This is a genomic window from Acutalibacter sp. (assembly GCF_056800975.1).
Genome location: NZ_JBQISV010000037.1, coordinates 1 through 21,358 on the forward strand (window position 1 = coordinate 1; position 21,358 = coordinate 21,358).

Here is a 21,358-nt window from a genome sequence, read left to right on the forward strand (position 1 = left end):
ATTCAGACCATGATGAGGGAGGACATGATGCATAACATTTCTTTGCCGCTCTGTATTGCCGCCGCTCCATGCAAGGCTTGAGGACACTGCATGGAGCATAGAGGCTAAGGGGCCGCGCCCTGTCCGTCCTCAGGCTTTGCTTATTTGATTTTTATTACAATCAAAGGAGCAAAGTCAAATGAAAAAATATCAATCTCTAAAGCCCTACCTACTGTTGTGGAGCACCCAGTCGCTCTCTGCTCTGGGCAGCGCCATGACCGGCTATGCCCTGATTTTGTGGCTCTACCGGCAAAGGGGCTCTGCGCTGGAAACCGCCCTGCTCTCCATTTGTTCCTACGCGCCTTATGTGCTTGTTAGCATTTTTGCCGGGGCGCTCAGCGACCGCTGGAACAAAAAGCGCACCATGCTGGTGTGCGACCTGCTGGCCGCTATGGGCACGGTTGCGGTGCTGGTCCTGCTGAAAACCGGCCAGCTGGAGCCCTGGCATTTGTATGGGCTCAATGCCATAAACGGCTTGATGAACACCGTGCAGCAGCCTGCCAGCGATGTGGCGGCCACGCTGCTGGTCCCCAAAAGGTACTACCAGAAAACCAGCGGCCTGCGGTCCTTTTCGTCGTCGCTGAACACTATTCTGCACCCGGTCATTGCCTCGGCCCTGTTCGGATTTTTTGGCATGGAGGCAGTGATTGCCGTTGACCTGGCTACCTTTGCCATTGCTTTTGTCAGTCTTCTGTTCTTTATTCCTGTCCCAGAGGCTTCTACTGAGGACAAGCCCCGAGAAAAGCTGCTGACAGCGGCAAAGTCCGGGCTGGCTTGGGTGGGAGCCAACCGGCTGATTTTAAACCTCATCCTTTTTCTGGCTTTTATCAACCTGGTGGCCTCGGCTTATAACGCCGCGCTGCCCGCCATGCTGCTCAGCCGCGCAAACGGCGGCGAGACCGTGCTGGGCCTGGTGAACGCTGTAACCGGCGGGGCATCCCTGGTTGGCGGGGTAATTGCCACTCTGCTGCCCTCGCCAAAGAACCGGGTACGGGCCATCTGTGGCTCTCTGCTGCTGTCTATGAGCACAGAAAATTTTCTGCTGGCCTTCGGGCGCACCCCCTGGGCCTGGTGTGTGGGGGCTGTTCTGGGCTGGCTGCCAATCCCCCTGATGAACGCCAATATGGACGTTATTTTTCGGTCCGCCATTCCCGTAGACATGCAGGGGCGGGTGTTCTCCTGCCGCAACACATTGCAGTTTTTCACCATACCCCTGGGCTACTTTTTGGGCGGGCTGCTGGTAGACCAGGTCTTTGAGCCGCTGATGGCCTCGGTTTCTCAGGACAGCCTCCCTGCCCTCCTGTTCGGCCTGGGCAAGGGCTCTGGCGCAGCAGCGTTGTTCTTTGTACTGGGGCTGGCAGGGGTTTTGGTCTGCTTGATTTTTTCCTGTATTTTGGGGCGAACCCATCATGAGGCAAGCCCAGACAGTCAATAGCCGCCGGGCCGCATGACAAAGATTCGCCCCCTTCCCCCCCGCTGTCTTCTTCCTATGTCCAGCAATAAGGATTTCTCTGTGCATGTAAAAAGCTTCCCTCGGGTAAAGGGAGGCTTTTTATTTGGGCTTTTCCCGCGCGGTTCGTGTCAGTCCTTCTTTTCCGGACTTTTGTGGCACTGTGCGCGATGGGGACAGCCCGGGCAGCTACAGCCGCAGCCGCTCTCTCCCCTTCTTCTCCGCCGGACCCAGCGGACCACTATCGCGGCAAAGATCAGAGCAATCACCGCCGCAAGGGCCACAGTGGGCACATGAACCGCCGCCGTTAACAGCATCATAAAAAGACCTCCTCATTTTCTCCCAGGGCAGCGTGACGCTGCACCCAATTCGCGAGCCGGCAAAGCGTCGCCTACCGGCTGCTGGCAGTCGGGCTTGCTCCCGCGTGAGCTGGGTGCTCCCGTGCAGCGTGACGCTGCACCCGATTCGCGGGTCGGCAAAGCGTCGCCTACCGGCTGCTAACAGTTAGGCTTGCTCTCGCGCTCGCTAGGTGCTCCCGACTCGCGGTAGCGTGACGCTGCACCCGATTCGCGGGTCGGCAAAGCGTCGCCTACCGGCTGCTGGCAGTTAGGCTTGCTCTCGCGTGAGCTGGGTGCTCCCGTTGGTTGCCGAAAGCCGGGGTAAGGCTTTTGTTCTCTGCCATATCAAAGGGGCTGTTCTCAAAGAGCAGGGCCGCAAGTCTGGCTCTACCCATAAAGTATGCCGACCGTGTTACCCAGGTGCGTCACCCAAATAAGGCCCACCCTATGGCTATGGTTTGCTGCCGGCTTCTCTTTTGGTTGACATGACAGTGTTTTGACCCCGCTGTTAGTTTCTCCTAATCCGTGTAATTAGTTTACACTAATAACCATTGCTTGTCAAGAGGTAACCTGCCATATTTTTAAAAAAAGGAGCCCAGCCAGGCATCCATGCGCCTGGCCGGGCTTCTTTTTCAACCAAACCGCGCCGGTTGACCGGAACGGTCAGCCGGTTGACCGGAACGTCAGCCGGTTGGCCGGAACGTCAGCCGACCAGCTGCCTCTGAACCTCCTCAAAGCCCAGACGGGCAATGGTGTCGGAGAAGCGTTCTCCCTGCTGTCCCTGGTCCCGGAACAGAGCGATTGCCCTCTCGATTACCTCCATGACCTCCTCCTCGCTGGTGAGCAGCTTGTCCAAAAACCGGCCCTGGGCCACCTTTTTGCCCCAGCGTCCGCCGATATAGACCTTATAGCCCGGCACATACTCCTCAAAGGCATGAAAGGGGCATTTGCTCAGGCAGCGGCCGCAGTGGTTGCACTGGGCGTCGTCAATGATGACCTTGCCGTTCTCCACAGTAGGCACATGCATGGGGCAGTTTTTTGCAATCTGACACACCTTGCAGCCCCGGCACTTTTCCAGGTCCACCACGGGCGCCCGCTGGCCCACAATGCCCAGGTCGTTCAGGTCTGGCTTGACACAGTTGTTCGGACAGCCGCCCACAGCGATTTTGAACTTATGGGGCAGCTTCACATCGTGCCAGCCCTTATAAAATCTCTCGTGAATCTTCTCAGACAAGGCAAAGGTGTCGATGAGCCCATACTGGCAGGTGGTGCCCTTGCAGGAGACCACCGGGCGCACCTTTGCTCCGGTGCCGCCGGTTTCCAGGCCATGCTCCTGCAGGAAGCTCCGCAGGGGCTCAATGTTCTCAAAGGGCACATGCTGAATCTCGGCAGTCAGACGGACCGTGAGGGTGACCTGGCCGTTGCCGAACCGCTCTGCGGCCTCAGCCACAGCGGCCAGCTCCTGGGCGGTCATTTTACCGTTGCGGGTGATGACCCGGCCGTTGAAGCAGTCGGGTGTGGTCTTGTCCCACAAAAAGCCCAGACCCTTTACCCGGGTAATCTCCTCCATAGGGACGGAGGCTTTTTTTGTCTCATGCAGCATATTTTCAGTTTCCCTTCATTGTGTGATTCCTTGCTATCAAGCATAGCATTTCAAGGCAAAAAAGTCAACAGGATTTCAGCGGCCTGCGCTGCTTTTATAGTAAACGCTCCCAAAGGTCGATAGACGCCGATGAGGCTGCACTGACGACAGAGGCAGCACCGCGCAAGGACCAGCCTCTGCGCGGCGCTGCTTCTATTCTGAATTTGCCTGCCGCCAGCTATTCTCTGTTGCAAGGCAGACTGTATAAGCCATCGCCTACAAATTGCAGACAGCACCCCTTTGACGTCTGCCTCAGCGCCTGAGCCACCAGGTAGAGGTCTGGATAGGGGCTTACCAAGCCCATCGCCCCAAAGCCGAACAGAAAGCCGTTCAGCCCCCGCCAGTCCACAGGAGCCAGCAAAAACAACAGCAGCGGCAGGGCTCCCAGCAGAAAGGGTAGAAGGGACATCAGCACAAATCTTCTGCGGGAAAGCGGGTAGGAGACCAATGCCACTGCTGCCAAAGCCTTAGGGTAAAAGCCAATGCCGACCTGCGCGTCTTTGGGGTAGGGGAGCGCATGGAGCAGCTCGTGCAGCGCCAATGCCGGAATTTCCAGGCACACGCCTAACCCAATCCCCAGCGGAGTGACCGGTATCTGTCCGCAGCCATATGTTTTGCCCAGCATTACCCCAAAAACCACGGCCAGGGGAAGGGGCAGCAGCACTGCCGCCCTCCTTTGCAGCCCACCGGCAGAACCGGGCAGCTTCAGCAGCTGCGCTCCTGCCGGAAGCTCTCCCTGCTGGCAAGGGGGCCGGGTGTTCTGAACCATGCCCAGCCACTTGACTTTTGGCATTACAGCTCCACCTTTACGCCGCCGCAGCTGCGCACTGTGAGCACATAGCAGCTGCCCTGGCCGAATACCTTCTCCATCCCGGCCCGGTAGCTGTCCAGCAGGTCCTCGGGCACATAAGCCTGAATGGTGCCTGCAAAGCCGCCCCCGTGGACCCGGCAGGCGCCCCGGCCCTGCAGCAGGGCCTCGGAGATGGTAAGGGCCAGGGGGATGCCCTGCTCCTCAGGATGGGCGGGAGAATACACATTCTGCAGCCGCTGCTGGGAGGACTTGCCAGACTGATTCACCATTTGCAGGAAGCTGGCAAAGTCTCCCCGTTTCAGGGCTTCGGCCTCCTCATGGGCCAGCCGGTCGTCGTCGAAGAAATGCATGGCCCGCAGCACAGCCCGGTCGCCGGCAGCCTTGCGGACCTGATTGAGGTCATTGTAGAAGTCCCGCTCGTTCACATCCCGCAGAAACTCCTTGCCAAACACCTTAGCCACTGCTTTCATTTCCTGGGGAATGGCGGCGTAGTCCGGGGTCAGGTCCGCGTGGTTGCCGCCAGTGTCCACCACGCACAGCACATGGCCGTAAGACTTCAGGTTAAAGCTCACGTTCTCTACCTGGGGCTTTTCCGGGTCGGCAAAGTCCATCGCGGTAACGCTGCCCATAGAGCTGCCCATCTGGTCCAGCAGGCCAGAGGGCTTGCCAAAGTACACATTCTCAGCGTACTGGGCAATCTTTGCCGCCTCTACCGGGTCAATCTTTCCGTCATTGTACAGATGGCTGATTACCGTCACCACCAGAATCTCAAAGGCCGCAGAGCTGGACAGGCCGGAGCCCTTGAGCACCCGGGTCTGGGTGAAGCACTCAAAGCCTCCCACCTGGTAGCCCAGCTCCTTGCACCGGGCGCAAATGCCCCGGATAATGGCCTGAGAGCCGCTGTTCTCCCGGCGGGGCTTCAGGTCCGCCAGGTCCACCTGGTCCATGCGGGGATATTCCACCGAGCGCAGGCGGGCCAGGCCGTCCTCTGTTTTGCGGGCCAGGCCCACAATGTCCAGGTCAATGGCAGCGGCCACCACCCGGCCGTGGTTGTGGTCTGTGTGGTTGCCGCCAATCTCCGTGCGGCCCGGGGCGCTGAAAAAGGCAGTTCCCTGGTCGTCGCCAAAGGTCTCGATAAAACCCGCGCGTATTTTCTCGTAGCGCGCCGCCTGCTCCTGGCAGTCGGGGCCATACAGGTCCTTCCTGTTGACTGTCATAGTATTTCCTCCATTTGAAAAAATATCCTGTTTGTTGTTATTGTGAATCCAGCAGCTGCAGCAGTTCCTCCTCACTGAGCACAGGAACGCCCAGGCTGTTGGCTTTGTCCAGCTTGCTCCCCGGGTCCGCCCCTGCCAGCAGATAGCTGGTCTTTTTGGACACAGAGCCCGTCACCTTGCCGCCCTGCTTCTGAATGAGCTCTGTGGCCTCTTTGCGGCTCAGACTGGGCAGGGTGCCGGTAAGCACAAAGGTTTTGCCTGCCAGCAGAGAGCCCTTTTCCTCCTGCTGAAAAGCTTTCATGTTGACGCCCAACTCCCCCAACCGGCGGACCAGCGCAAGAACCACCTCCTGCTGGAAAAAGTCCCGGATGGACAGGGTCATGTCCACGCCAATGCCCTCAATCTGAGCCAGCCGGGTTTTGGCGGCGTTCTTCTCCTCATCCTCCGAGCCCCTGGCCGGGACCTCTCCCGCCGCCTGAATCAGGGCCTCCATGTCAGGAAAGTGTCCGCACAGCAGCTGGGCCGCCTTAGCCCCAATGTGGGGAATGCCCAGGGCAAAGACCAGCCTGTAAAGGTCATTGCCTTTCGACTTTTCCAGCGCTGCCAGCAGGTTTGCCGCAGACTTTTTACCCATGCGCTCCAAGCCCGCCAGGCGTTCCTCATCCAGGGCGTACAGGTCTGCCGGGGAATGGACCAGGCCCTCTCGGGTCAGCTGCTCCAACAGGGCCGGGCCCAGGCCGTCAATGTCCATAGCGTCCCGGCTGGCAAAGTGGATGAGATGCCGCAGCAGCTGGGCCGGGCACTGGGGGTTGACGCAGCGGGTTGCCGCCTCCCCCTCCTCCCGGTATACCTGCTGGCCGCAGGAGGGGCAGCGCTGGGGCAGGGTGAAAGGCTCTGTGCCCTCCGGGTTCTCCACCACTGCCACCACCTCGGGGATGATCTCCCCGGCCTTGCGCAGCACCACCCGGGAGCCCACCCGCACATCCTTCTCTGTGATGAAGTCCTGATTGTGTAAAGTGGCCCGGCTTACTGTGGTGCCCGCTAAGGTCACGGGCTCAAACACCCCGGTGGGGGTAAGCACCCCAGTGCGGCCCACGTTCACCTCAATGTCAACCAGGGTGGTCTCCTTTTCCTCCGGGGGATACTTGAACGCCTCGGCCCAGCGGGGGAATTTGGCGGTGCTGCCCAGCTCCTCCCGCTGTGCAAAGCTGTTTACCTTTACAACTGCGCCGTCAATGGGAAAGTCCAGCTCCCCCCTTTTTTCCCCCAGCTCCTGAATAAAGCCAATCACCTGCTCCATGTCCCGGCTGACAAAATAGGCGGGGGGTACGGTAAAGCCCAAAGCCTTTAGTCTTTCCAGAGAAATGCTGTGGCTGGTCAGGTCCTCCCCCCGGACCTGCTGGACGTTGAACACAAAAATATCCAGCTCCCGGCCAGCGGTGACCCGGGGGTCCTTTTGCCGCAGGGAGCCAGCGGCGGCGTTGCGGGGGTTTTTAAAGGGCTTCTCCTCCAGCAGCTCCTGGCGCTGGCACAGCCGCTGAAAGCCGGACTCGGACAAATACACCTCTCCCCGGACCTCCAGGAAGGGGACAGGCTCTGTCAGCTGCCGGGGCACAGTGCGGATGGTGCGGATGTTCTCTGTCACATCCTCTCCGGTGACGCCATCGCCCCGGGTAGAGCCCCGGGTAAATACTCCGTCCACATATTCCAGGGCCACAGAGAGGCCGTCGAATTTGGGCTCTACCACATACTCCGGTTCTGCCACCGCCTCCCGGACCCGGCGGTCAAAGTCCCAAAGCTCCTCCTCTGAAAAGGAGTCGTGGAGGCTTTCCAGAGGCACCTGGTGGGTTACAGGGGCGAAGCTGTTGTACACTGCGCCCCCAACCCGCTGGGTGGGCGAGTCCTCGGTAATCAGCTCAGGAAACCGGGCTTCCAGCTCCTCCAATCTGCGGTAGAGCTGGTCGAATTCAAAATCGCTGATCTCCGGAGCGTCCTCCGTGTAGTATTTCTCACTGTGGTAGCGCACCTGCTCTCGCAGGGCCTGCAATTCCTGTTCCGCGGCTTTTCTGTCCATAGCTCCCCCATTATTTTCTGTTATCCATTTATTTTTGTGGCTCCGGCCACCAGCTCGGGCACCTCGCCCACCACCACGGTCTCTGCCAGCACGGTGACGCTCTCAGTCTCCGCCGAGGTCTCGAACCGCCGGGACTGGGAATAGGCCCGGGCCCGCACGGTCAAGGTCAGCCGGTGGCAGGTCTGGTTGACCCCGGCGCTGAGCAGGTCGGTGGCAAACTCCGCCTCTGCCGAACCCTCTAACCGCAGCCGCACCGGCACCGGAAAGCCGCGGCCATTGAACAGCCCCACGCCGGTCAGACTGCCCACAGGCACATACACCGTCACCTGGCCCCGCAGGCTGTGGGACAGCCGTTCCAGCACCCCGGCCCGCAGCCGGTTCAGCCGCTCCGGGTCAGCGCTGAGCAGGGCCACCTGCCCGGCAGGCTCCCGCTCCACGGTGACAAAGGGGGCGGGGTCAGCCTCAAGCTCGGCCTCCACTGCTTCTGCCACGCAGTCCAGCATATAGCCCCGGGCGGCCTCCTGGGTCAGCGCCGGCGTAACAGCGGAAAGGGCCAGCTCGGAAAGAGCCGTTGCGCCCAACACCAGCACCGCCAGAATGACCAGTAGCCCCCGGGCCCGGCTCCAACGGAAGGGCCGGCGGCTCAGGCGTCCTTTGGGTATGTATCTTCGTTTTTTCATGGCATCACCCCCATGCCTATCATACGCATGGGGGCTGTGTTGTGCCAATAGGTTTTGGTCTAAGCAGCTGTTAATAGGACGGCGCGCTTCGGGCTTTTGAGGGATCAGAGGCCCGCCTCCCACGCTGCCCGAAGAAGCCCAGCCCGCTGGGCTCCGCCTGTTTTCAGCGGCTGCGGCAGATGAGCCGCCCGGTTTTTATTTCAGCATATCGCGTAAGCGGCGGAGGGTTTCGGCCACGGGCAGGCCTACAATGTTGGGGTAGTCGCCTTTGATCTCCCGCACCAGCATAACCCCCACCCCCTCGATGCCATAGCCTCCGGCCCGGCCAGTGGACTCTCCCATAGCCACATATTCGGCAATCTCCCCCTCGGTCAAGGGGTAGAAGGTCACCTCTGTCACTTGGTGAAATACCTGGCTCTGGCCCCGGGCCAGCAGGCAGACCCCGGTATACAGCTTATGGGTACGGCCGGAAAGCCGCCGCAGGGTGGCCCTTGCCGCCTCATCATTCTCTGGCTTGCCGATAATGACGCCGTCAATGCTCACCACAGAGTCTGCCCCAATAATGGGCCTGCCGCCGCTCTGGGGCTCTATGGCCCGGGCCTTGCGCTCCGCCAGACACTCCACGGTCTGGGCGGGGGTGAAGTCCTGGGGCACAGTCTCGTCCGCGCCGGAGACCAACACCTCCATGTCCACCCCGGCCTGCTCCAACAGCATTCTGCGGCTGGGAGACTGGGAGGCCAGAATAATGGTTTCCTCAATCCTCAAAGCCATTGGGGTTCATCCTCTGCCAGCGCAGGGTGTCGGCGCACATGTCGTCCACCGACTTTCTCGCCTCCCAGCCCAGCTCCTTTTTGGCCAGGGAGCAGTCTGCATAGCAGGTGGGAATGTCGCCGGGGCGGCGGGGGTCGATGACATAGGGAATCTCCTTGCCTGCGGCTTTGGAGAAGGCTGCCAGCATTTCCAGCACCGAAGCGCCCCTGCCGGTGCCCAGGTTATAGACCTTCAGCCCGCAGGGACTGCCCTGGAACAACTGCAGTGCGGCGGCGTGGCCCTCGGCCAGGTCCACCACATGGATATAGTCCCGCACGCCCGTGCCGTCGGGGGTGGGGTAGTCGTTGCCAAAGACATGGACCTTTTCCAGCTTGCCCACCACGGTCTGGGCAATATAGGGGGCCAGGTTGTTGGGAATGCCGTTGGGGTCCTCTCCCAGCAGGCCGCTCTCATGGGCCCCCACCGGGTTGAAGTAGCGCAGCAGCACCACGCTGAACGCCGGGTGGGCGTGGACATAGTCGGTGAGAATGTGCTCAATCATCAGCTTGGTGTTGCCATAGGGGCAGTTGGCGCTGGTGGGCAGGGGGAAGTCCTCTTTGATGGGCACTGTGGCAGGCTCGCCGTACACCGTGGCCGAGGAGCTGAAAATAATGTTGTTGACTCCCTGCTCCCCCATGACCTTCAACAGCACCAGCGTAGAGCCGATGTTGTTGTCGTAATACTCCAGGGGCTTGGCCACCGACTCGCCCACAGCCTTGAGCCCGGCAAAGTGGATGACAGCCTGGGGCTGCTCCTTCTGAAAGACCTCCCGCAGCTTGGCCTCGTCCCGGACGTCGCACTCATAAAACGCGGCAGCTTTGCCTGTAATCTCCTCAATGCGCCGCACCGCCGCCTTTTTGCTGTTGCAGAGATTGTCTACAATAACCACCTCATGCCCCTGCTGCAAAAGCGTCACCGTAGTATGGCTGCCAATGTACCCCGCGCCGCCGGTAACAAGAATTTTCATAACTGACCCCGCCTTTCTCTGTTTATGATCCGGGGAGCTCCCCGTTGCAAATATTATAGGCAATCCTTTCGGAAAAAACAAGGATTTTTCGGAAACTGCTCAAGATAATCCAGGAATTGCTCAAAATAGTTTGCATGAAAAAGCAGATAATAGCCACAGACGCGCAAGGAGGAAAAATTCATGAACAAAGACGGGATGCTGTTTCTCACCGGCAGCTGCGCCTACCCCACTTTAGAGATGGCCTGGCGGGGAGAAACCCACTGCTCTATGGCCCTGGCGGGGGGCGTTTGTCTGTGCCTGATTGACTGGGTATGCTGCGGGCGGCTGAGGCACAAAAGCCTGTTCGCCCGGTGCCTGGCCGGGGCGGGGCTCATCACCGGGGTAGAGCTGGCGGCAGGGCTGATTGTCAACACCGGCCTGGGGCTGCGGGTGTGGGACTACTCGAAAATGCCCCTGAACCTGATGGGCCAGGTCTGCCTGCCCTATTCCCTGCTGTGGTTTGGGCTGACCCTGCCCGCTATGGCCCTGTGCCGGCTGTGCGGACGCGCCCAGGAGGCGGACGCTTGACGATGCGGTGCAAGATAAAAAGGACAAGGCGTCCCCGGGGGAGTGCCTTGTCCTTTTTGCGATATCCGCTCAGGCTTGCTTCAGATATATGTCACACCACAGCTGCGCCTCTACATAGTGGTAGCCGGTATGGCGGAGAACCTGCGCAAGACTGCCGCCGTTCTCCTCCAGCAACTGGCGCAGGCCGTTGACATCGAGCAGCTCCACCGTCCCGTTTTTCTGGAATGCCGCGCCGCTGTCGCCCACTGTAAAGCTGATGTGCCAGGGGGCAATATCCTTTAACGGCAGCTGTGTTTCCGGTCCGTTTCCAAACCAGCCGCGAAGATACGCGCTGCCCTCCACCACAAAGGACAGGGGATGCGCCTCCTCCGGCCTGCCGCCCAGCAGGAGAAAGCGCTGGTAGAGAGCCGCGTCCTGGGCCTTTCGCAGGGCGTAGTAGTTGGCAAAGTCCGCAAAACGGTAAAAGGCAGTGGTCTCCGGGTGCTCCTCTGCCAGCCTTTGGGCCAGCTGAAAGGCCTGTGCCTCTGGCAGGCGCATGATGTTCTTCAGGGGGACGCAGCCGGGATGACAGTAATTCACCAGAACAAGCTGGTCAAAGGCTTTCATTTTCCCCCTCCTCCAATCAGAGCTGCCAAAGGGACCGGCCCCCGCCGGAAGGATGTTCCGTGAGCGCCGGTCCCTTTATGAACCCAAGAGCGGTCAACCTGTACTGATTGGACATTGCACCAGTGATATCCACAAAATTTTGCTCCATCGCCCTGGCACAAAGCTGATCGGTACAGGCTCTAAGTATGCCGGAGCTTAAATAGACAGCCGGGCAGAGACCCGGTACAGGTTCTCGTCAAAGATGCGGGGCATGTTCAGGGCCTCAGTGATGTCAAAGTCCACCACCTGCTCGCCCTTAAGGGCCACCACCCGGTTGGACGCGCCATTGTGGAGCAGTTCCACCGCGTGGAAGCCCATGCGGCTGGCCACCACACGGTCCCGCAGAGTGGGAGAGCCGCCCCGCTGGACATGGCCCAGCACCGTGGCCCGGCTCTCGATGCCGGTAGCGGCCTGAATGCGCTCCGTGAGCTCCTGGGTGTGGCCCACGCCCTCGGCCACCACAATGATGTAGTGCCGCTTGCCTGTCTGCTGGGCGGCCTTCATCCGGTCCACAATGTCCCGCTGGAAGTCGTAGGGCACCTCGGGCACCAAAGTGGTCATTGCGCCCACGGCAATGCTGGTGTGCAGGGCAATGTCTCCGCAGCGCCGGCCCATGACCTCTACCACGCTGCACCGGTCGTGGGACTCGGTGGTGTCGCGGATGCGGTCGATCATCTCCATTGCGGTGTTCAGGGCAGTGTCATAGCCAATGGTGTAGTCGGTGCAGGCAATGTCGTTGTCAATGGTGCCGGGCACGCCGATGCAGGAGATGCCCTCCCCGCACAGGTCCCTGGCCCCCCGGAAGGACCCGTCGCCGCCAATAACCACCACGCCCTCAATGCCCTTTTCCCGGCAGAAGTCCGCGGCCTTCTTCACACCCTCGGGGGTGTTGAACTCAGGGCTGCGGGCAGTGAACAGAGCGGTGCCGCCGTGCTGGATGATATCGGAGACGCTGCGCATGTTCATTTCCTTCACGTCGCCGTTGATCAGGCCGTTATAGCCCCGCATAACGCCGTACACCTTCATACCAAAGGAGTGGGCGCTGCGGACCACCGCCCGGACCGCGGCGTTCATGCCGGGGGCGTCGCCCCCGCTGGTCAGTACTGCTATTGTTTTGGCTCCCATATTTGTTACCTCCAACTTTGCCCGGCGCTGCCTCAGCCCGGGGATGATTACAGACTTATATTCCAATTATAACAAATTTTCGGGAATTATCAAGGGGGTTGGGAATATTTTGCGGCCCGAAGGGGGTTTTTCGCCGCCATATATTCAGGGGCGCGGCACATATCTGATGTTTTCCCGGCCCAGCAGCTGCTCCAATGCCCGAAGCAGCTGCCGGCTCACGTCCAGCCGCTGAGAGGCCGGGGCCCGGCACAGCTTCCCTGTGTCCTTGAAATAGAGATAGAGGTCGTTGCTGCCCCCCTCAAAAATGGCGGCATACTGCATGGCCTTGCGGCGGCGGGGGTCCTCCTGAGAGTCCAGCCGCAGGTAGAGCCCCGGCCGGCTGCTCCCCTTGCGCCCGCTGTTGGGGGCAGGGCCCTCCCGCTGCCGGGGCGGGCCCAGGTGGTCGCAGAGCAGCTCAGGCTCCTTCTCCTCCTGAAAGCTCAGCCGGCCTACCGCCTCAATCACCGCCCCCTCCCGCAGGACCTCTCCCTGCTCCTCCAACACCCGGGGGAACACCAGCAGCTGAATGGCGCCAACCATGTCCTCCAAAGTCACAAAGGCCATTTGCATGCCGGAACGGGTGGCCTTCCGGCGTATGCCGGTAATCATGCCCAGCATGGCCACCCGCTGGCCGTCCTGGTAGAGAACGCCCGCGCCCTCCCCCTCGCCCTCTGCGCTGAGCAGCACGTCGGCGGTGCGGGCATAGCCGCCGGCGGCAAACTGCGCCGCAAAGGCCTCCATTGGGTGGCCGGTCAGGTACATGCCGGTGACCTCCTTCTCCATAGCCAGCTTGTCCATGTGAGAGAAGTCCTCCGCCGGGGTCAGCTCCGGGCCCAGGTCCTCCCCCCCTGCCTCCGGGGCGTCAAAAAAGCCCAGCTGGCCCTCCACGTTCCGGCGGCGGTCCCCTTCCAGGCTTTCCAGCACAGTCTCCACCCCCAGCAGCAGCTCCCGGCGGTTATGGCCCAGGCCGTCTAAAGCGCCGCACTTCACCAGGCTCTCCACGGCGCGGCGGTTCATGTCCTTGCCCTGCATCCGGCGGCAGAAGTCGTAAAAGGAAACAAAGGGCCCGCCCCCCTGACGCTCCTGCACCATGCGGCCAATGACCCCCCGGCCCAGGTTTTTCACCGCCGCCAGCCCAAACCGCAGGCTCCTGCCGTCCACAGTGAACCCTGTGCCGCTGTAGTTGACATGGGGAGGCAGCACCTGCAGCCCCAGGCGGCGGCACTCCTCGGTATATTCCGCCACCTTGCCCCCAAAGCCCAGCACGCTGGAAAGCAGCGCGGCCATGTACTCCTGGGGGTAGTGGCACTTCAGCCAGGCGGTCTGATAGGCCACCACCGCATAGGCCGCTGCGTGGGACTTGTTGAAGGCGTATGAGGCAAAGTCCTGAATCTCCTTGAATAGCTCCTCGGCCACTGCCTGGCCCACCCCCCGGTTGACGCAGCCCTCCACCTCCCAGCTGCCGTCCTCCCGCTGCTGGCCGTGGATAAAAATCTGCTTCTCCCGTTCCAGTACATCATGCTTCTTTTTGGACATGGCCCGGCGGACGATATCGGCCCGGCCCAAAGAGTAGCCCGCCAGCTCCCGGAAAATCTGCATCACCTGCTCCTGGTAGATGATGCACCCAAAGGTCACCTCCAGAATAGGCCGCAGCCGCTCGTGCTGATACCGCACCCGGCTGGGGTCCCGGCGGTTTTCCAGATACATGGGGATAAACTGCATGGGGCCGGGCCGGTAAAGAGAGATGATGGCAATCAGGTCTTCAATGCAGTCTGCCTGAGACTGGACTAGCAGCCGGGTCATGCCCGCCGACTCGAACTGGAACACCCCGGAGGTGTGCCCCGCCGCCAGCATGGCAAAGGTCTCCCGGTCGTCCTCGGGTACAGCGGACATGGCAAAGCCCGGCTCCTTCTTTTGAATGAGCTTTTGGGCGTTGTCAATCACCGACAGGTTGCGCAGGCCCAGAAAGTCCATTTTCAGCAGGCCCAGCTCCTCAATGGCGGTCATGGTGAATTGGGTGACAGTCACATTGTCGTTGCGGGCCAGGGGCACATACTCCATCACCGGCCGGTCGGTGATGACCACCCCAGCCGCATGGGTGCTGGCATGGCGGGGCATGCCCTCCACCTTCCGGGCCATAGCCACCAGGGCCTTCACCTGGCTGTCGCCGGCGCACAGCTCCCGGAAAGCGGAAGACTGGGACAGAGCCTTTTCCAGGGTCATGCCCAGCTCCATGGGCACCAGCTTCGCCACCTGGTCCACCTTGCCGTAGGGTACGGCCATGGCCCGGCCCACGTCCCGGATGGCCCCCCGAGCGGCCATCGTGCCAAAGGTGACAATCTGGGCCACATGGTCCGCGCCATACTTGTCCAGCACATAGTCGATAATCTCGTCCCGCCGCTCGTCGCTGAAGTCCACGTCAAAGTCCGGCATACTCACCCGCTCGGGATTCAGAAAACGCTCGAACAGCAGCTGATAGCGGACAGGGTCCACATTGGTGATGCCCACGCAGTAGGCCGCCAGGCTCCCCACGCCGGACCCCCGGCCCGGCCCCACGGGAATGCCCACGCTTCTGGCGTAGCGGATGAAGTCCCAGACAATGAGATAGTAGTTGACATAACCCATTTGAGAAATGGTGTCTATTTCATACCGCAGACGCTGAAGCAGCGCCGGAGAGGGCTGCTCTCCGTAGCGTTCCTTCAGGCCCTCCCGGCAGATACGCTCAAAAAACGCCTGATTGGGACTGCCGTCCGGGGTGTCGAACCGGGGCAGCTTGGTTTTGCCGAACTCAAACTCTACATTGCAGCGCCGGGCTATGGCAGCCGTGTTGTCCGCTGCCTCCGGGTGCTGGGGGAACAGCCGGCGCATCTCCTCCTCTGTCTTGAAATAGAGTTCGCCAGAGCCAAAGTCCAGCCCACCCTTCTCCTCCACTGTCCGGCCGGTCTGGATGCACATGAGCACCCGGTGCATCTCCTGGTCCTCAGGGTCAATATAGTGGCAGTCGTTGGTGCACACCAGGGGGACGCCCGTCTCCTCCGAGAGGCGGAGCAGGCCCGGGTTGACCAGCTTTTCATCGCTAAGGCCGTGGTCCTGCAGCTCCAAAAAGAAGTTCTCAGGACCAAAAATCTCCCGGTAGCGCAAAGCGGCCTCTTTGGCCCCCTGGTAGTCCCCCCGGAGCAAGGCCCGGGGAATTTCTCCCGAGACGCAGGCGGACAGAGCAATCAGGCCCTCATGGTACTGCTTCAGCAGAGCAAAGTCCACCCGGGGGCGGTTGTAAAAGCCCTCGGTCCAGGCCCTAGACACCATTGCGGCCAGGTTGCGGTAGCCGGCGTCGTTCTCGCACAGCAGCACCAGGTGGCGGTTCTCCCCGTCAAGCTCATGAACCTTGTCGAACCGGGTGCGCTTGGCCACATACACCTCGCAGCCGATGATGGGCTTGACCCCCCGCTGCTTCGCCGCCTTGTAGAAGTCGATGACGCCGTACATATTGCCGTGGTCGGTGATGGCTACCGCCTCGTGGCCCAGGGCCTGGGCCTTGTCCAGCAGGCGTTCTATGCGGCAGGCGCCGTCCAGCAGGCTGTATTCGGTGTGCACATGCAGGTGGACAAAGGCCACAGGCTCACCCCTTTCTGTCGACATAACTTACAGACGCTTTACATAATTCCGTCAACGCCCTTTTCCGCGATGATAGCCTCCCCCAGCTCCACCAGCTTTTGCAGCCTGCGGTTCACCCCGCTGCGGCTGACCCCCAGACACTGGCCCAGCTCCCGCAGAGTCAGCTCCGGGTCGCTGAGCCGCAGCTCCGCCAGCTCCCGCAGGCCGTCGGGCAGACTGGCCAGCCCCCGGCAGTCGCTGATGGCGGCAATGGCGGCAATCTGCCGGGCAGCGGCAGAGTAGGTCTTATCCATGTTTGCGGTCTCAAAATTGGTTTTGCGGTTGATATTGTTCCGGGCCTCCTTCAGCATCTTCACCTGCATCAGCTCCATCGAGGCCCCGGCAGCGCCCAGATAGGTGAGCAGGTCCTCAATCTGGGCGCTGTCCTTCAAATACACCCCGTACCCCCCAGAACGGCGCACCACCGCCGGGCCAATGCCCAGGCCTCCGGCCTCTCCCAGCAGGGTATACAGGTCTCCGGCCAGGTTTTTGTAGGAGGCGGCGAATTCCAGATGATAGCCCTTGTTGGGGTCGCTGACTGTGCCGCAGGCCAAAAAGGCCCCCCGAAGGAACGCCGCCTGACAGCAGTCTCCCTCCAGCGCGGCCCGGTTGATTCGCAGATTGGGCTCCCGCCCGGTGTGCCCAAAGGCCTCCAACAGCCGCAGACGCTCCTGCTCCTCAGGCAGGCTCACCCGGTAGGCCGGGCGTTTTCTCCGGCTCACCCCATAGCTCAGCTGGCCGGAGACGCCTGCCCCTGCCGCCGCCAGCTCCAGCATCCGGCGGGCCGCAGGGGCGTTCTCGGTTGTAAATGTGTTCTCCTTTACAGAAAAGCACCGGGAGAACAGCCACAGCCCATAGCATTCCCCCCGCAGGCAGCAGGGCCTGTGAAGCTCCTGCCTGCACAGCTCCCCTTTAATTTGTGCGGTAAACGACATATACCCCACCCTCGCCTGTAAACTCTACCGCTTTACAGGTGCCGCCGCACCTGCTCCGCCACCGCGTCATAATTGATTTTGGCAAGCTCCGTCACGTCCACCGTGACCCGGGGCCCGCCTATGTCAAACCGGGCCATGCCCCGGGCGGTAAAGCCTGACACAAACTGCTCCAGGGTAATGGGCGGACAGACCGGCCGCTCTCCCTTTGGCTCGGGGTAGCAAGTGTTCACCACATGCCCTCTGTGGCGTTCCGGGGACTGGTCCCGGGCCACAAAACGTTGGTAAACGGCCTCTGGCTCCCCGGTGAGCATAACGGTCACCGGCCTGGCATGACAGCCGGCCAGCAGCGCTCTCAGGCCCGGCAGAGAGGCGTCTTCAAAATTATTCTCCAAAATTACCGAGGACTCCTGGCCCAGCACCTGCCGGGCGGCGTAGTACATGGCCTCCATCGCTCCCACGCCCAGGGCCACCTTTTCCTCCCGGCTGCGAAAGCCCACCGTGTCGTACAAAAGCTCCTTGATATCGTCCTTCGAGAGCATGGGCAGGCCCAGCCGGGCAGAGAGCTCCCGGGCCATGCGGCTTTTGCCCGAGGCGGGCATACCCGCCACCAGCACGCAGACGCTGTTCATTCCGGCTCCCTCCTATCCTCTCTGTATGTCCCGGTGGGTGACGCTGGCCTTTACACCCTTGCCGCACAGGTAGTCGCAGGTGTACTGGGCCAGGGCCACAGACCGGTGATGCCCGCCGGTGCAGCCCATAGCCACCACCAGCTGGCTTTTGCCCTCTTTCGCGTAGAGGGGCAGCAGATAGTCCAGCAGGGCGGTGTAGCGGCTCAAAAAGCCCCGGGTCTCCTCATTTTCCATCACATAGTCCCGCACTGCCGGGTCCAGGCCGGTTTTGGGGCGCAGCTGCTGGTCGTAAAAGGGATTGGGCAGACAGCGCACATCCAGCACCAGGTCGGCCTCCATCGGAATGCCGAACTTGAAGCCAAAGCTGATGCAGTGCACGGCCAGCGAGTCGCTGGCGCTGGTGAGGAACAGCTCGGCAATGCGCCCCTTCAGCTGGGCTGGGGACAGGCTGGCCGTGTCAATGACAAAGTCCGCGCTCTCCCGCACCGGCCGCAGCATCTCTCTTTCCAGACGTACGGCCTGCTCTAAAGAGCCCCCCAGGTCGTCTGAAAGAGGGTGCTTGCGCCGGGTCTCTTTAAAACGCCGCACCAGAATGCCGTCAGAGGCGTCCAGAAACAGGATGCGGTAAGATTTGTCCTCCATTTTCAGCGACTCCATTGCCGTGAAAAAGGATTTGAACAGCTCGCCGCCCCGGGTGTCCGTCACTACCGCCACCCGGTCCATCGCGCTCTCCGACTTGAGGCACAGATCGTAAAACACAGGGATCAGCGCCGGGGGCAGATTGTCCACACAAAAAAAGCCGATGTCCTCCATTGAGTGCATGGCCTGGGTCTTTCCTGCCCCGGAAAGGCCCGTTACCACCACAAATTCCATTCCCTGTTCCTCCTTACCCTTCCCCGGTCACCCGGACCTCAGGCTCTAGCTCCGTGCCGGTCTGCCGGCGCACGGTATCCTGAATCAGCTCCATCAACGCCAGCACGTCCCGGCAGGTGGCCCCGCCGGTGTTGACAATAAAGCCCCCGTGCTTTTCGCTGACCTGCGCCCCGCCCACAGACCGGCCCTTCAGCCCGCACTGGTCAATGAGCGCCGCCGCATAGCCCACGGCAGGCCGCTTGAACACGCTGCCCGCGCTGGGCATGTCGTAGGGCTGCTTGGCCTTGCGGCGGGCCATCAGCTCCTCCATTCTTCCGGCCACTGCCTCCGGGTCTCCCGGGGACAGCCGGAACTCGGCAAAGGTGATGGCCTTGCCGGACCCGGTGTAAGGGCTGCGGCGGTAGGAAAAGGCCAGTTCGGCGCCTGTGTACTCTCCGGGAACGCCCTTTCTGTCCACATGAAGGACCCTGACGGCCACGTCCTTGATTTCGCCCCCATAGGCCCCGGCGTTCATATACACCGCGCCCCCCACCGAGCCCGGGATGCCCCAGGCGAATTCCAGGCCGGTAAGGGCCTTTTCCCGGGCAAAGGCGCAGGCAGAGGCCAAAGACGCTCCCGCCCCGGCCCGCAGGGTCACCCCGTCCGGCAGCAGAGCTACCTGGCGGAACTGCCCAGCAAGGCACAACGCCGCCCCCCGAAAGCCCCTGTCCCCCACCAGCAGGTTGGAGCCCCGGCCCAGCAGCAGCACAGGGATGTCCTCCTCTGCCAGCACCGGCAGCAGGCCCTCCAGCTGGGCGCTGGTCTCCACCGTGATCAGCCGGTCCGCCGGTCCGCCGATCTGAAAGGTCGTGCGCGGGGCCAGAGGCTCCTCCGCCCGGCAGCTGCAGCCCAACGCTGCCGCTGTCCGGTCCACAACCCTGTAATCCCTCACCGCTCCCATAAGCAGCCTCCTCTCTGTGCTGTCCTTTTTCTATCATATGCCCGGCCGACGTCAGATATCCAGGTCCATCTGCACCGTATCCCCGTCCATGCCGTCCATATCCACGCCCATGTTGCTCAGCAGCTCATGGGCAGCGTTGTAGCCCATCTTCTTCTGCCGGTTGTTCATGGCGGCCACCTCGATAATCACCGCCAGATTTCGCCCGGGCTTTACGGGAATGGTGATAACCGGCACCCGAATGCCTAATATCTCAGTAAAGGCGTTCTCCATGCCCATGCGGTCGTAGACCTTTGAGGCGTCCCAGGGCTCCATTTTAATAGCCAGCTCAATTTTCTGACTGGGCTTTACCGCGCCGGTGCCGAAAATGCGCTGGGCATTGATGACCCCGATGCCTCGCAGCTCAATAAAATGGCGGATATTCTCAGGGGCCTGCCCCACCAGGGAGATGCTGGACACCCGGCGGATCTCCACAGCGTCGTCGGCAATCAGCCGGTGGCCCCGCTTGATGAGCTCAATCGCGGCCTCAGACTTGCCCACGCCGCTGTCACCCACCAGCAGAATGCCCTCGCCGTAGACCTCCATCAGCACCCCGTGGCGGGTGATGCGGGGGGCCAGCTCCACATTCAAAAACGCCACCAGGCTGGCAAGGGCGCTGGAGGTGGTATCCTGGGAGGAGAGCAGGGGGATTTCGTACCGCTCCGCAGCCTCCAGCATGGCGTCCCAGGGGCGGATGTCCCGGGCCAGAATCACCGCCACCGGGTGCAGGGCAAAGTAGCGTTCAATGTCCTCCGTCTTCTGCTCCAGGCTGAAGCGGTCCAGCATGCCCATCTCCGAGCGGCCGATTATCGCAATGCGGTTGGGGTCAAAATAGTCGCAAAAGCCGTTAAGCTCCAAGCCCGGCCGGTTCACGTCCCGAGAGCGCACCAGAATCAGGCTGGGGTCCCGGGGCAGGTAAAGGGGCTCCAAGCCCTGGTTCTCTATAATTTTGGATAGCGGCAGGGTATACTCTTCTGTCATATGCTGTCATCCTCTCAAATGATTTTAAGCGGCCGGTCTAGCCGTCCTTCCGGGTATCCTCTTCGGCATCCTCCCGGGGGCCGGGGGTTCCGCGTTCTGGCTTCCAGTCCTTCAGGGCCTCCTTCACGCCGTTTTTCACCGCCCATTTCACAATGAAATACAGCGCAGTCAGCACCACCAGCGCCGTACCCGCGCTGACGCCCAGCTCGTCCAACATAAATGCTTCTTCCTTCCATTCTCCGCAATGACTTGGCTAGACTTATAGTATACCATATCCTGGCCCTGATGGAAAGGGGCTTTCCCAATTCTTTGACGGAAAAAACTTTTTGAAAAAATTTGAAAAAAGTACTTGCAATTTTCTTTTGGGTGTAGTATAATAACAAAGTCGTCAAGAGCGGTACAAATATCGCGGGGTGGAGCAGCTCGGTAGCTCGTCGGGCTCATAACCCGAAGGTCGCAGGTTCAAATCCTGTCCCCGCAACCAAATTTCCCCGGAACTTCTAGGAGTTCTGGGGATTCTCTTTTGTGTTTTCCCTTGTCTGATCCATACGGGGATAGGGCCTGAAACTACCGGATACTATTCCCCAAGAGGTTGCTCATCGTCTTGGCCGCTTCTTTTTGTGCGGCGGTCGTGACGTGGGCGTAGGTGTCCAGAGTGAACCCTGCGCTGTAGTGGCCCAGCTCCCTGACACCGTCTTGATATCTACACCATTTTGTAATGCCAATGTTGAAAATGTGTGGCGAAGGTCGTGAAACCGTATCTTGGGTAGTCCAGCTCTCTCAAGTACCCGATGTAGCATATGAAGGACACTATCCGGCGAGATTGGCCCGCCGTTGGACGATGGGAACACATACTCACCGGCTACTTTGCTCCTCTGTTCTTTGAGAATTTCTACCGCATCTGCC

19 protein-coding genes, 1 tRNA gene and 1 pseudogene are annotated in these 21,358 nt (G+C 61.0%); 3 read left to right on the forward strand and 18 right to left on the reverse strand.

All coding sequences use genetic code 11. The features are described from left to right. Positions 1 to 178: 178 nt before the first annotated feature. Positions 179 to 1,474 (forward strand): MFS transporter, encoded by a 1,296-nt coding sequence (locus ACTO5E_RS05850; protein ID WP_482302376.1) that lies wholly within the window; start codon positions 179 to 181, stop codon positions 1,472 to 1,474. Positions 1,475 to 1,620: 146 nt separating this feature from the next. Here ACTO5E_RS05850 and ACTO5E_RS05855 read toward each other — a convergent pair whose 3' ends face one another. The 8 genes from ACTO5E_RS05855 to galE form a co-directional block, all read right to left on the reverse strand. Next, complete coding sequence (locus tag ACTO5E_RS05855; protein ID WP_482302377.1) at positions 1,621 to 1,809, reverse strand: FeoB-associated Cys-rich membrane protein; 189 nt, start codon at positions 1,807 to 1,809, stop codon at positions 1,621 to 1,623. Between the two features lie 721 nt (positions 1,810 to 2,530). Beyond that, positions 2,531 to 3,430 (reverse strand): 4Fe-4S dicluster domain-containing protein, encoded by a 900-nt coding sequence (locus tag ACTO5E_RS05860; RefSeq protein WP_482302379.1) that lies wholly within the window; start codon positions 3,428 to 3,430, stop codon positions 2,531 to 2,533. Positions 3,431 to 3,647: 217 nt separating this feature from the next. Continuing rightward, complete coding sequence (locus ACTO5E_RS05865) at positions 3,648 to 4,262, reverse strand: metalloprotease family protein (RefSeq protein ID WP_482302380.1); 615 nt, start codon at positions 4,260 to 4,262, stop codon at positions 3,648 to 3,650. Next, positions 4,262 to 5,497 (reverse strand): galactokinase, encoded by a 1,236-nt coding sequence (locus ACTO5E_RS05870; protein WP_482302382.1) that lies wholly within the window; start codon positions 5,495 to 5,497, stop codon positions 4,262 to 4,264. The genes ACTO5E_RS05865 and ACTO5E_RS05870 overlap by 1 nt, the downstream gene beginning before the upstream one ends. Before the next feature lie 37 nt (positions 5,498 to 5,534). Then, positions 5,535 to 7,571 (reverse strand): NAD-dependent DNA ligase LigA, encoded by a 2,037-nt coding sequence (gene ligA, locus ACTO5E_RS05875; protein ID WP_482302383.1) that lies wholly within the window; start codon positions 7,569 to 7,571, stop codon positions 5,535 to 5,537. A gap of 20 nt (positions 7,572 to 7,591) precedes the next feature. Next, complete coding sequence (locus tag ACTO5E_RS05880) at positions 7,592 to 8,251, reverse strand: sporulation protein YunB (protein WP_482302384.1); 660 nt, start codon at positions 8,249 to 8,251, stop codon at positions 7,592 to 7,594. A 195-nt stretch (positions 8,252 to 8,446) separates the two neighbouring features. Then, positions 8,447 to 9,022, reverse strand: coding sequence for a Maf family protein (locus ACTO5E_RS05885; protein ID WP_482302386.1), 576 nt, complete (start codon positions 9,020 to 9,022; stop codon positions 8,447 to 8,449). Beyond that, positions 9,006 to 10,028: a UDP-glucose 4-epimerase GalE gene (gene galE, locus ACTO5E_RS05890; RefSeq protein ID WP_482302388.1), complete on the reverse strand. Its 1,023-nt coding sequence runs from the start codon at positions 10,026 to 10,028 to the stop codon at positions 9,006 to 9,008. The genes ACTO5E_RS05885 and galE overlap by 17 nt, the downstream gene beginning before the upstream one ends. A gap of 180 nt (positions 10,029 to 10,208) precedes the next feature. Here galE and ACTO5E_RS05895 point away from each other — a divergent pair, with 180 nt between their 5' ends. After that, positions 10,209 to 10,595: a putative ABC transporter permease gene (locus ACTO5E_RS05895; protein ID WP_482302389.1), complete on the forward strand. Its 387-nt coding sequence runs from the start codon at positions 10,209 to 10,211 to the stop codon at positions 10,593 to 10,595. Between the two features lie 69 nt (positions 10,596 to 10,664). On the opposite strand, the gene ACTO5E_RS05900 is transcribed toward ACTO5E_RS05895, so the two are convergent. The 9 genes from ACTO5E_RS05900 to ACTO5E_RS05940 all read right to left on the reverse strand — a co-directional run bounded on the left by ACTO5E_RS05900 (position 10,665) and on the right by ACTO5E_RS05940 (position 20,669). Beyond that, a complete protein-coding gene (locus ACTO5E_RS05900; RefSeq protein WP_482302391.1) occupies positions 10,665 to 11,201 on the reverse strand; it encodes a hypothetical protein in 537 nt (178 codons plus the stop codon). 195 nt (positions 11,202 to 11,396) lie between these two features. Then, a complete protein-coding gene (pfkA, locus tag ACTO5E_RS05905) occupies positions 11,397 to 12,365 on the reverse strand; it encodes a 6-phosphofructokinase (protein WP_482302393.1) in 969 nt (322 codons plus the stop codon). A gap of 144 nt (positions 12,366 to 12,509) precedes the next feature. Further along, a complete protein-coding gene (locus tag ACTO5E_RS05910; protein WP_482302394.1) occupies positions 12,510 to 16,043 on the reverse strand; it encodes a DNA polymerase III subunit alpha in 3,534 nt (1,177 codons plus the stop codon). Between the two features lie 14 nt (positions 16,044 to 16,057). Beyond that, positions 16,058 to 16,993 (reverse strand): DNA-binding protein WhiA, encoded by a 936-nt coding sequence (whiA, locus tag ACTO5E_RS05915; RefSeq protein WP_482302395.1) that lies wholly within the window; start codon positions 16,991 to 16,993, stop codon positions 16,058 to 16,060. A 32-nt stretch (positions 16,994 to 17,025) separates the two neighbouring features. After that, a complete protein-coding gene (locus ACTO5E_RS05920; RefSeq protein WP_482302396.1) occupies positions 17,026 to 17,622 on the reverse strand; it encodes a P-loop nucleotide/nucleoside kinase family protein in 597 nt (198 codons plus the stop codon). A 12-nt stretch (positions 17,623 to 17,634) separates the two neighbouring features. Continuing rightward, a complete protein-coding gene (gene rapZ, locus ACTO5E_RS05925) occupies positions 17,635 to 18,495 on the reverse strand; it encodes an RNase adapter RapZ (protein ID WP_482302398.1) in 861 nt (286 codons plus the stop codon). Positions 18,496 to 18,508: 13 nt separating this feature from the next. Then, positions 18,509 to 19,435 (reverse strand): UDP-N-acetylmuramate dehydrogenase, encoded by a 927-nt coding sequence (murB, locus tag ACTO5E_RS05930; protein ID WP_482302399.1) that lies wholly within the window; start codon positions 19,433 to 19,435, stop codon positions 18,509 to 18,511. Positions 19,436 to 19,486: 51 nt separating this feature from the next. Then, positions 19,487 to 20,452 carry an HPr(Ser) kinase/phosphatase gene (gene hprK, locus ACTO5E_RS05935; RefSeq protein WP_482302401.1) on the reverse strand — a complete coding sequence of 322 codons (966 nt, stop codon included), beginning with the start codon at positions 20,450 to 20,452 and terminating at the stop codon, positions 19,487 to 19,489. A 37-nt stretch (positions 20,453 to 20,489) separates the two neighbouring features. Continuing rightward, complete coding sequence (locus ACTO5E_RS05940) at positions 20,490 to 20,669, reverse strand: DUF6019 family protein (RefSeq protein ID WP_482302402.1); 180 nt, start codon at positions 20,667 to 20,669, stop codon at positions 20,490 to 20,492. A 190-nt stretch (positions 20,670 to 20,859) separates the two neighbouring features. Here ACTO5E_RS05940 and ACTO5E_RS05945 point away from each other — a divergent pair. Continuing rightward, positions 20,860 to 20,936, forward strand: a tRNA-Met gene (locus ACTO5E_RS05945). 83 nt (positions 20,937 to 21,019) lie between these two features. Here ACTO5E_RS05945 and ACTO5E_RS05950 read toward each other — a convergent pair. Further along, positions 21,020 to 21,358: pseudogene (locus ACTO5E_RS05950) on the reverse strand (tyrosine-type recombinase/integrase); the annotation flags it as partial.

Coding starts and splice junctions, on each gene's coding strand:
- ACTO5E_RS05850 (WP_482302376.1), top strand. CDS start 179: ATGAAAAAATATCAATCTCTAAAGCCCTACCTACTGTTGTGGAGCACC.
- ACTO5E_RS05855 (WP_482302377.1), bottom strand. CDS start 1,809: ATGATGCTGTTAACGGCGGCGGTTCATGTGCCCACTGTGGCCCTTGCG.
- ACTO5E_RS05860 (WP_482302379.1), bottom strand. CDS start 3,430: ATGCTGCATGAGACAAAAAAAGCCTCCGTCCCTATGGAGGAGATTACC.
- ACTO5E_RS05865 (WP_482302380.1), bottom strand. CDS start 4,262: ATGCCAAAAGTCAAGTGGCTGGGCATGGTTCAGAACACCCGGCCCCCT.
- ACTO5E_RS05870 (WP_482302382.1), bottom strand. CDS start 5,497: ATGACAGTCAACAGGAAGGACCTGTATGGCCCCGACTGCCAGGAGCAG.
- ligA (WP_482302383.1), bottom strand. CDS start 7,571: ATGGACAGAAAAGCCGCGGAACAGGAATTGCAGGCCCTGCGAGAGCAG.
- ACTO5E_RS05880 (WP_482302384.1), bottom strand. CDS start 8,251: ATGAAAAAACGAAGATACATACCCAAAGGACGCCTGAGCCGCCGGCCC.
- ACTO5E_RS05885 (WP_482302386.1), bottom strand. CDS start 9,022: ATGGCTTTGAGGATTGAGGAAACCATTATTCTGGCCTCCCAGTCTCCC.
- galE (WP_482302388.1), bottom strand. CDS start 10,028: ATGAAAATTCTTGTTACCGGCGGCGCGGGGTACATTGGCAGCCATACT.
- ACTO5E_RS05895 (WP_482302389.1), top strand. CDS start 10,209: ATGAACAAAGACGGGATGCTGTTTCTCACCGGCAGCTGCGCCTACCCC.
- ACTO5E_RS05900 (WP_482302391.1), bottom strand. CDS start 11,201: ATGAAAGCCTTTGACCAGCTTGTTCTGGTGAATTACTGTCATCCCGGC.
- pfkA (WP_482302393.1), bottom strand. CDS start 12,365: ATGGGAGCCAAAACAATAGCAGTACTGACCAGCGGGGGCGACGCCCCC.
- ACTO5E_RS05910 (WP_482302394.1), bottom strand. CDS start 16,043: ATGTCGACAGAAAGGGGTGAGCCTGTGGCCTTTGTCCACCTGCATGTG.
- whiA (WP_482302395.1), bottom strand. CDS start 16,993: ATGTCGTTTACCGCACAAATTAAAGGGGAGCTGTGCAGGCAGGAGCTT.
- ACTO5E_RS05920 (WP_482302396.1), bottom strand. CDS start 17,622: ATGAACAGCGTCTGCGTGCTGGTGGCGGGTATGCCCGCCTCGGGCAAA.
- rapZ (WP_482302398.1), bottom strand. CDS start 18,495: ATGGAATTTGTGGTGGTAACGGGCCTTTCCGGGGCAGGAAAGACCCAG.
- murB (WP_482302399.1), bottom strand. CDS start 19,435: ATGGGAGCGGTGAGGGATTACAGGGTTGTGGACCGGACAGCGGCAGCG.
- hprK (WP_482302401.1), bottom strand. CDS start 20,452: ATGACAGAAGAGTATACCCTGCCGCTATCCAAAATTATAGAGAACCAG.
- ACTO5E_RS05940 (WP_482302402.1), bottom strand. CDS start 20,669: ATGTTGGACGAGCTGGGCGTCAGCGCGGGTACGGCGCTGGTGGTGCTG.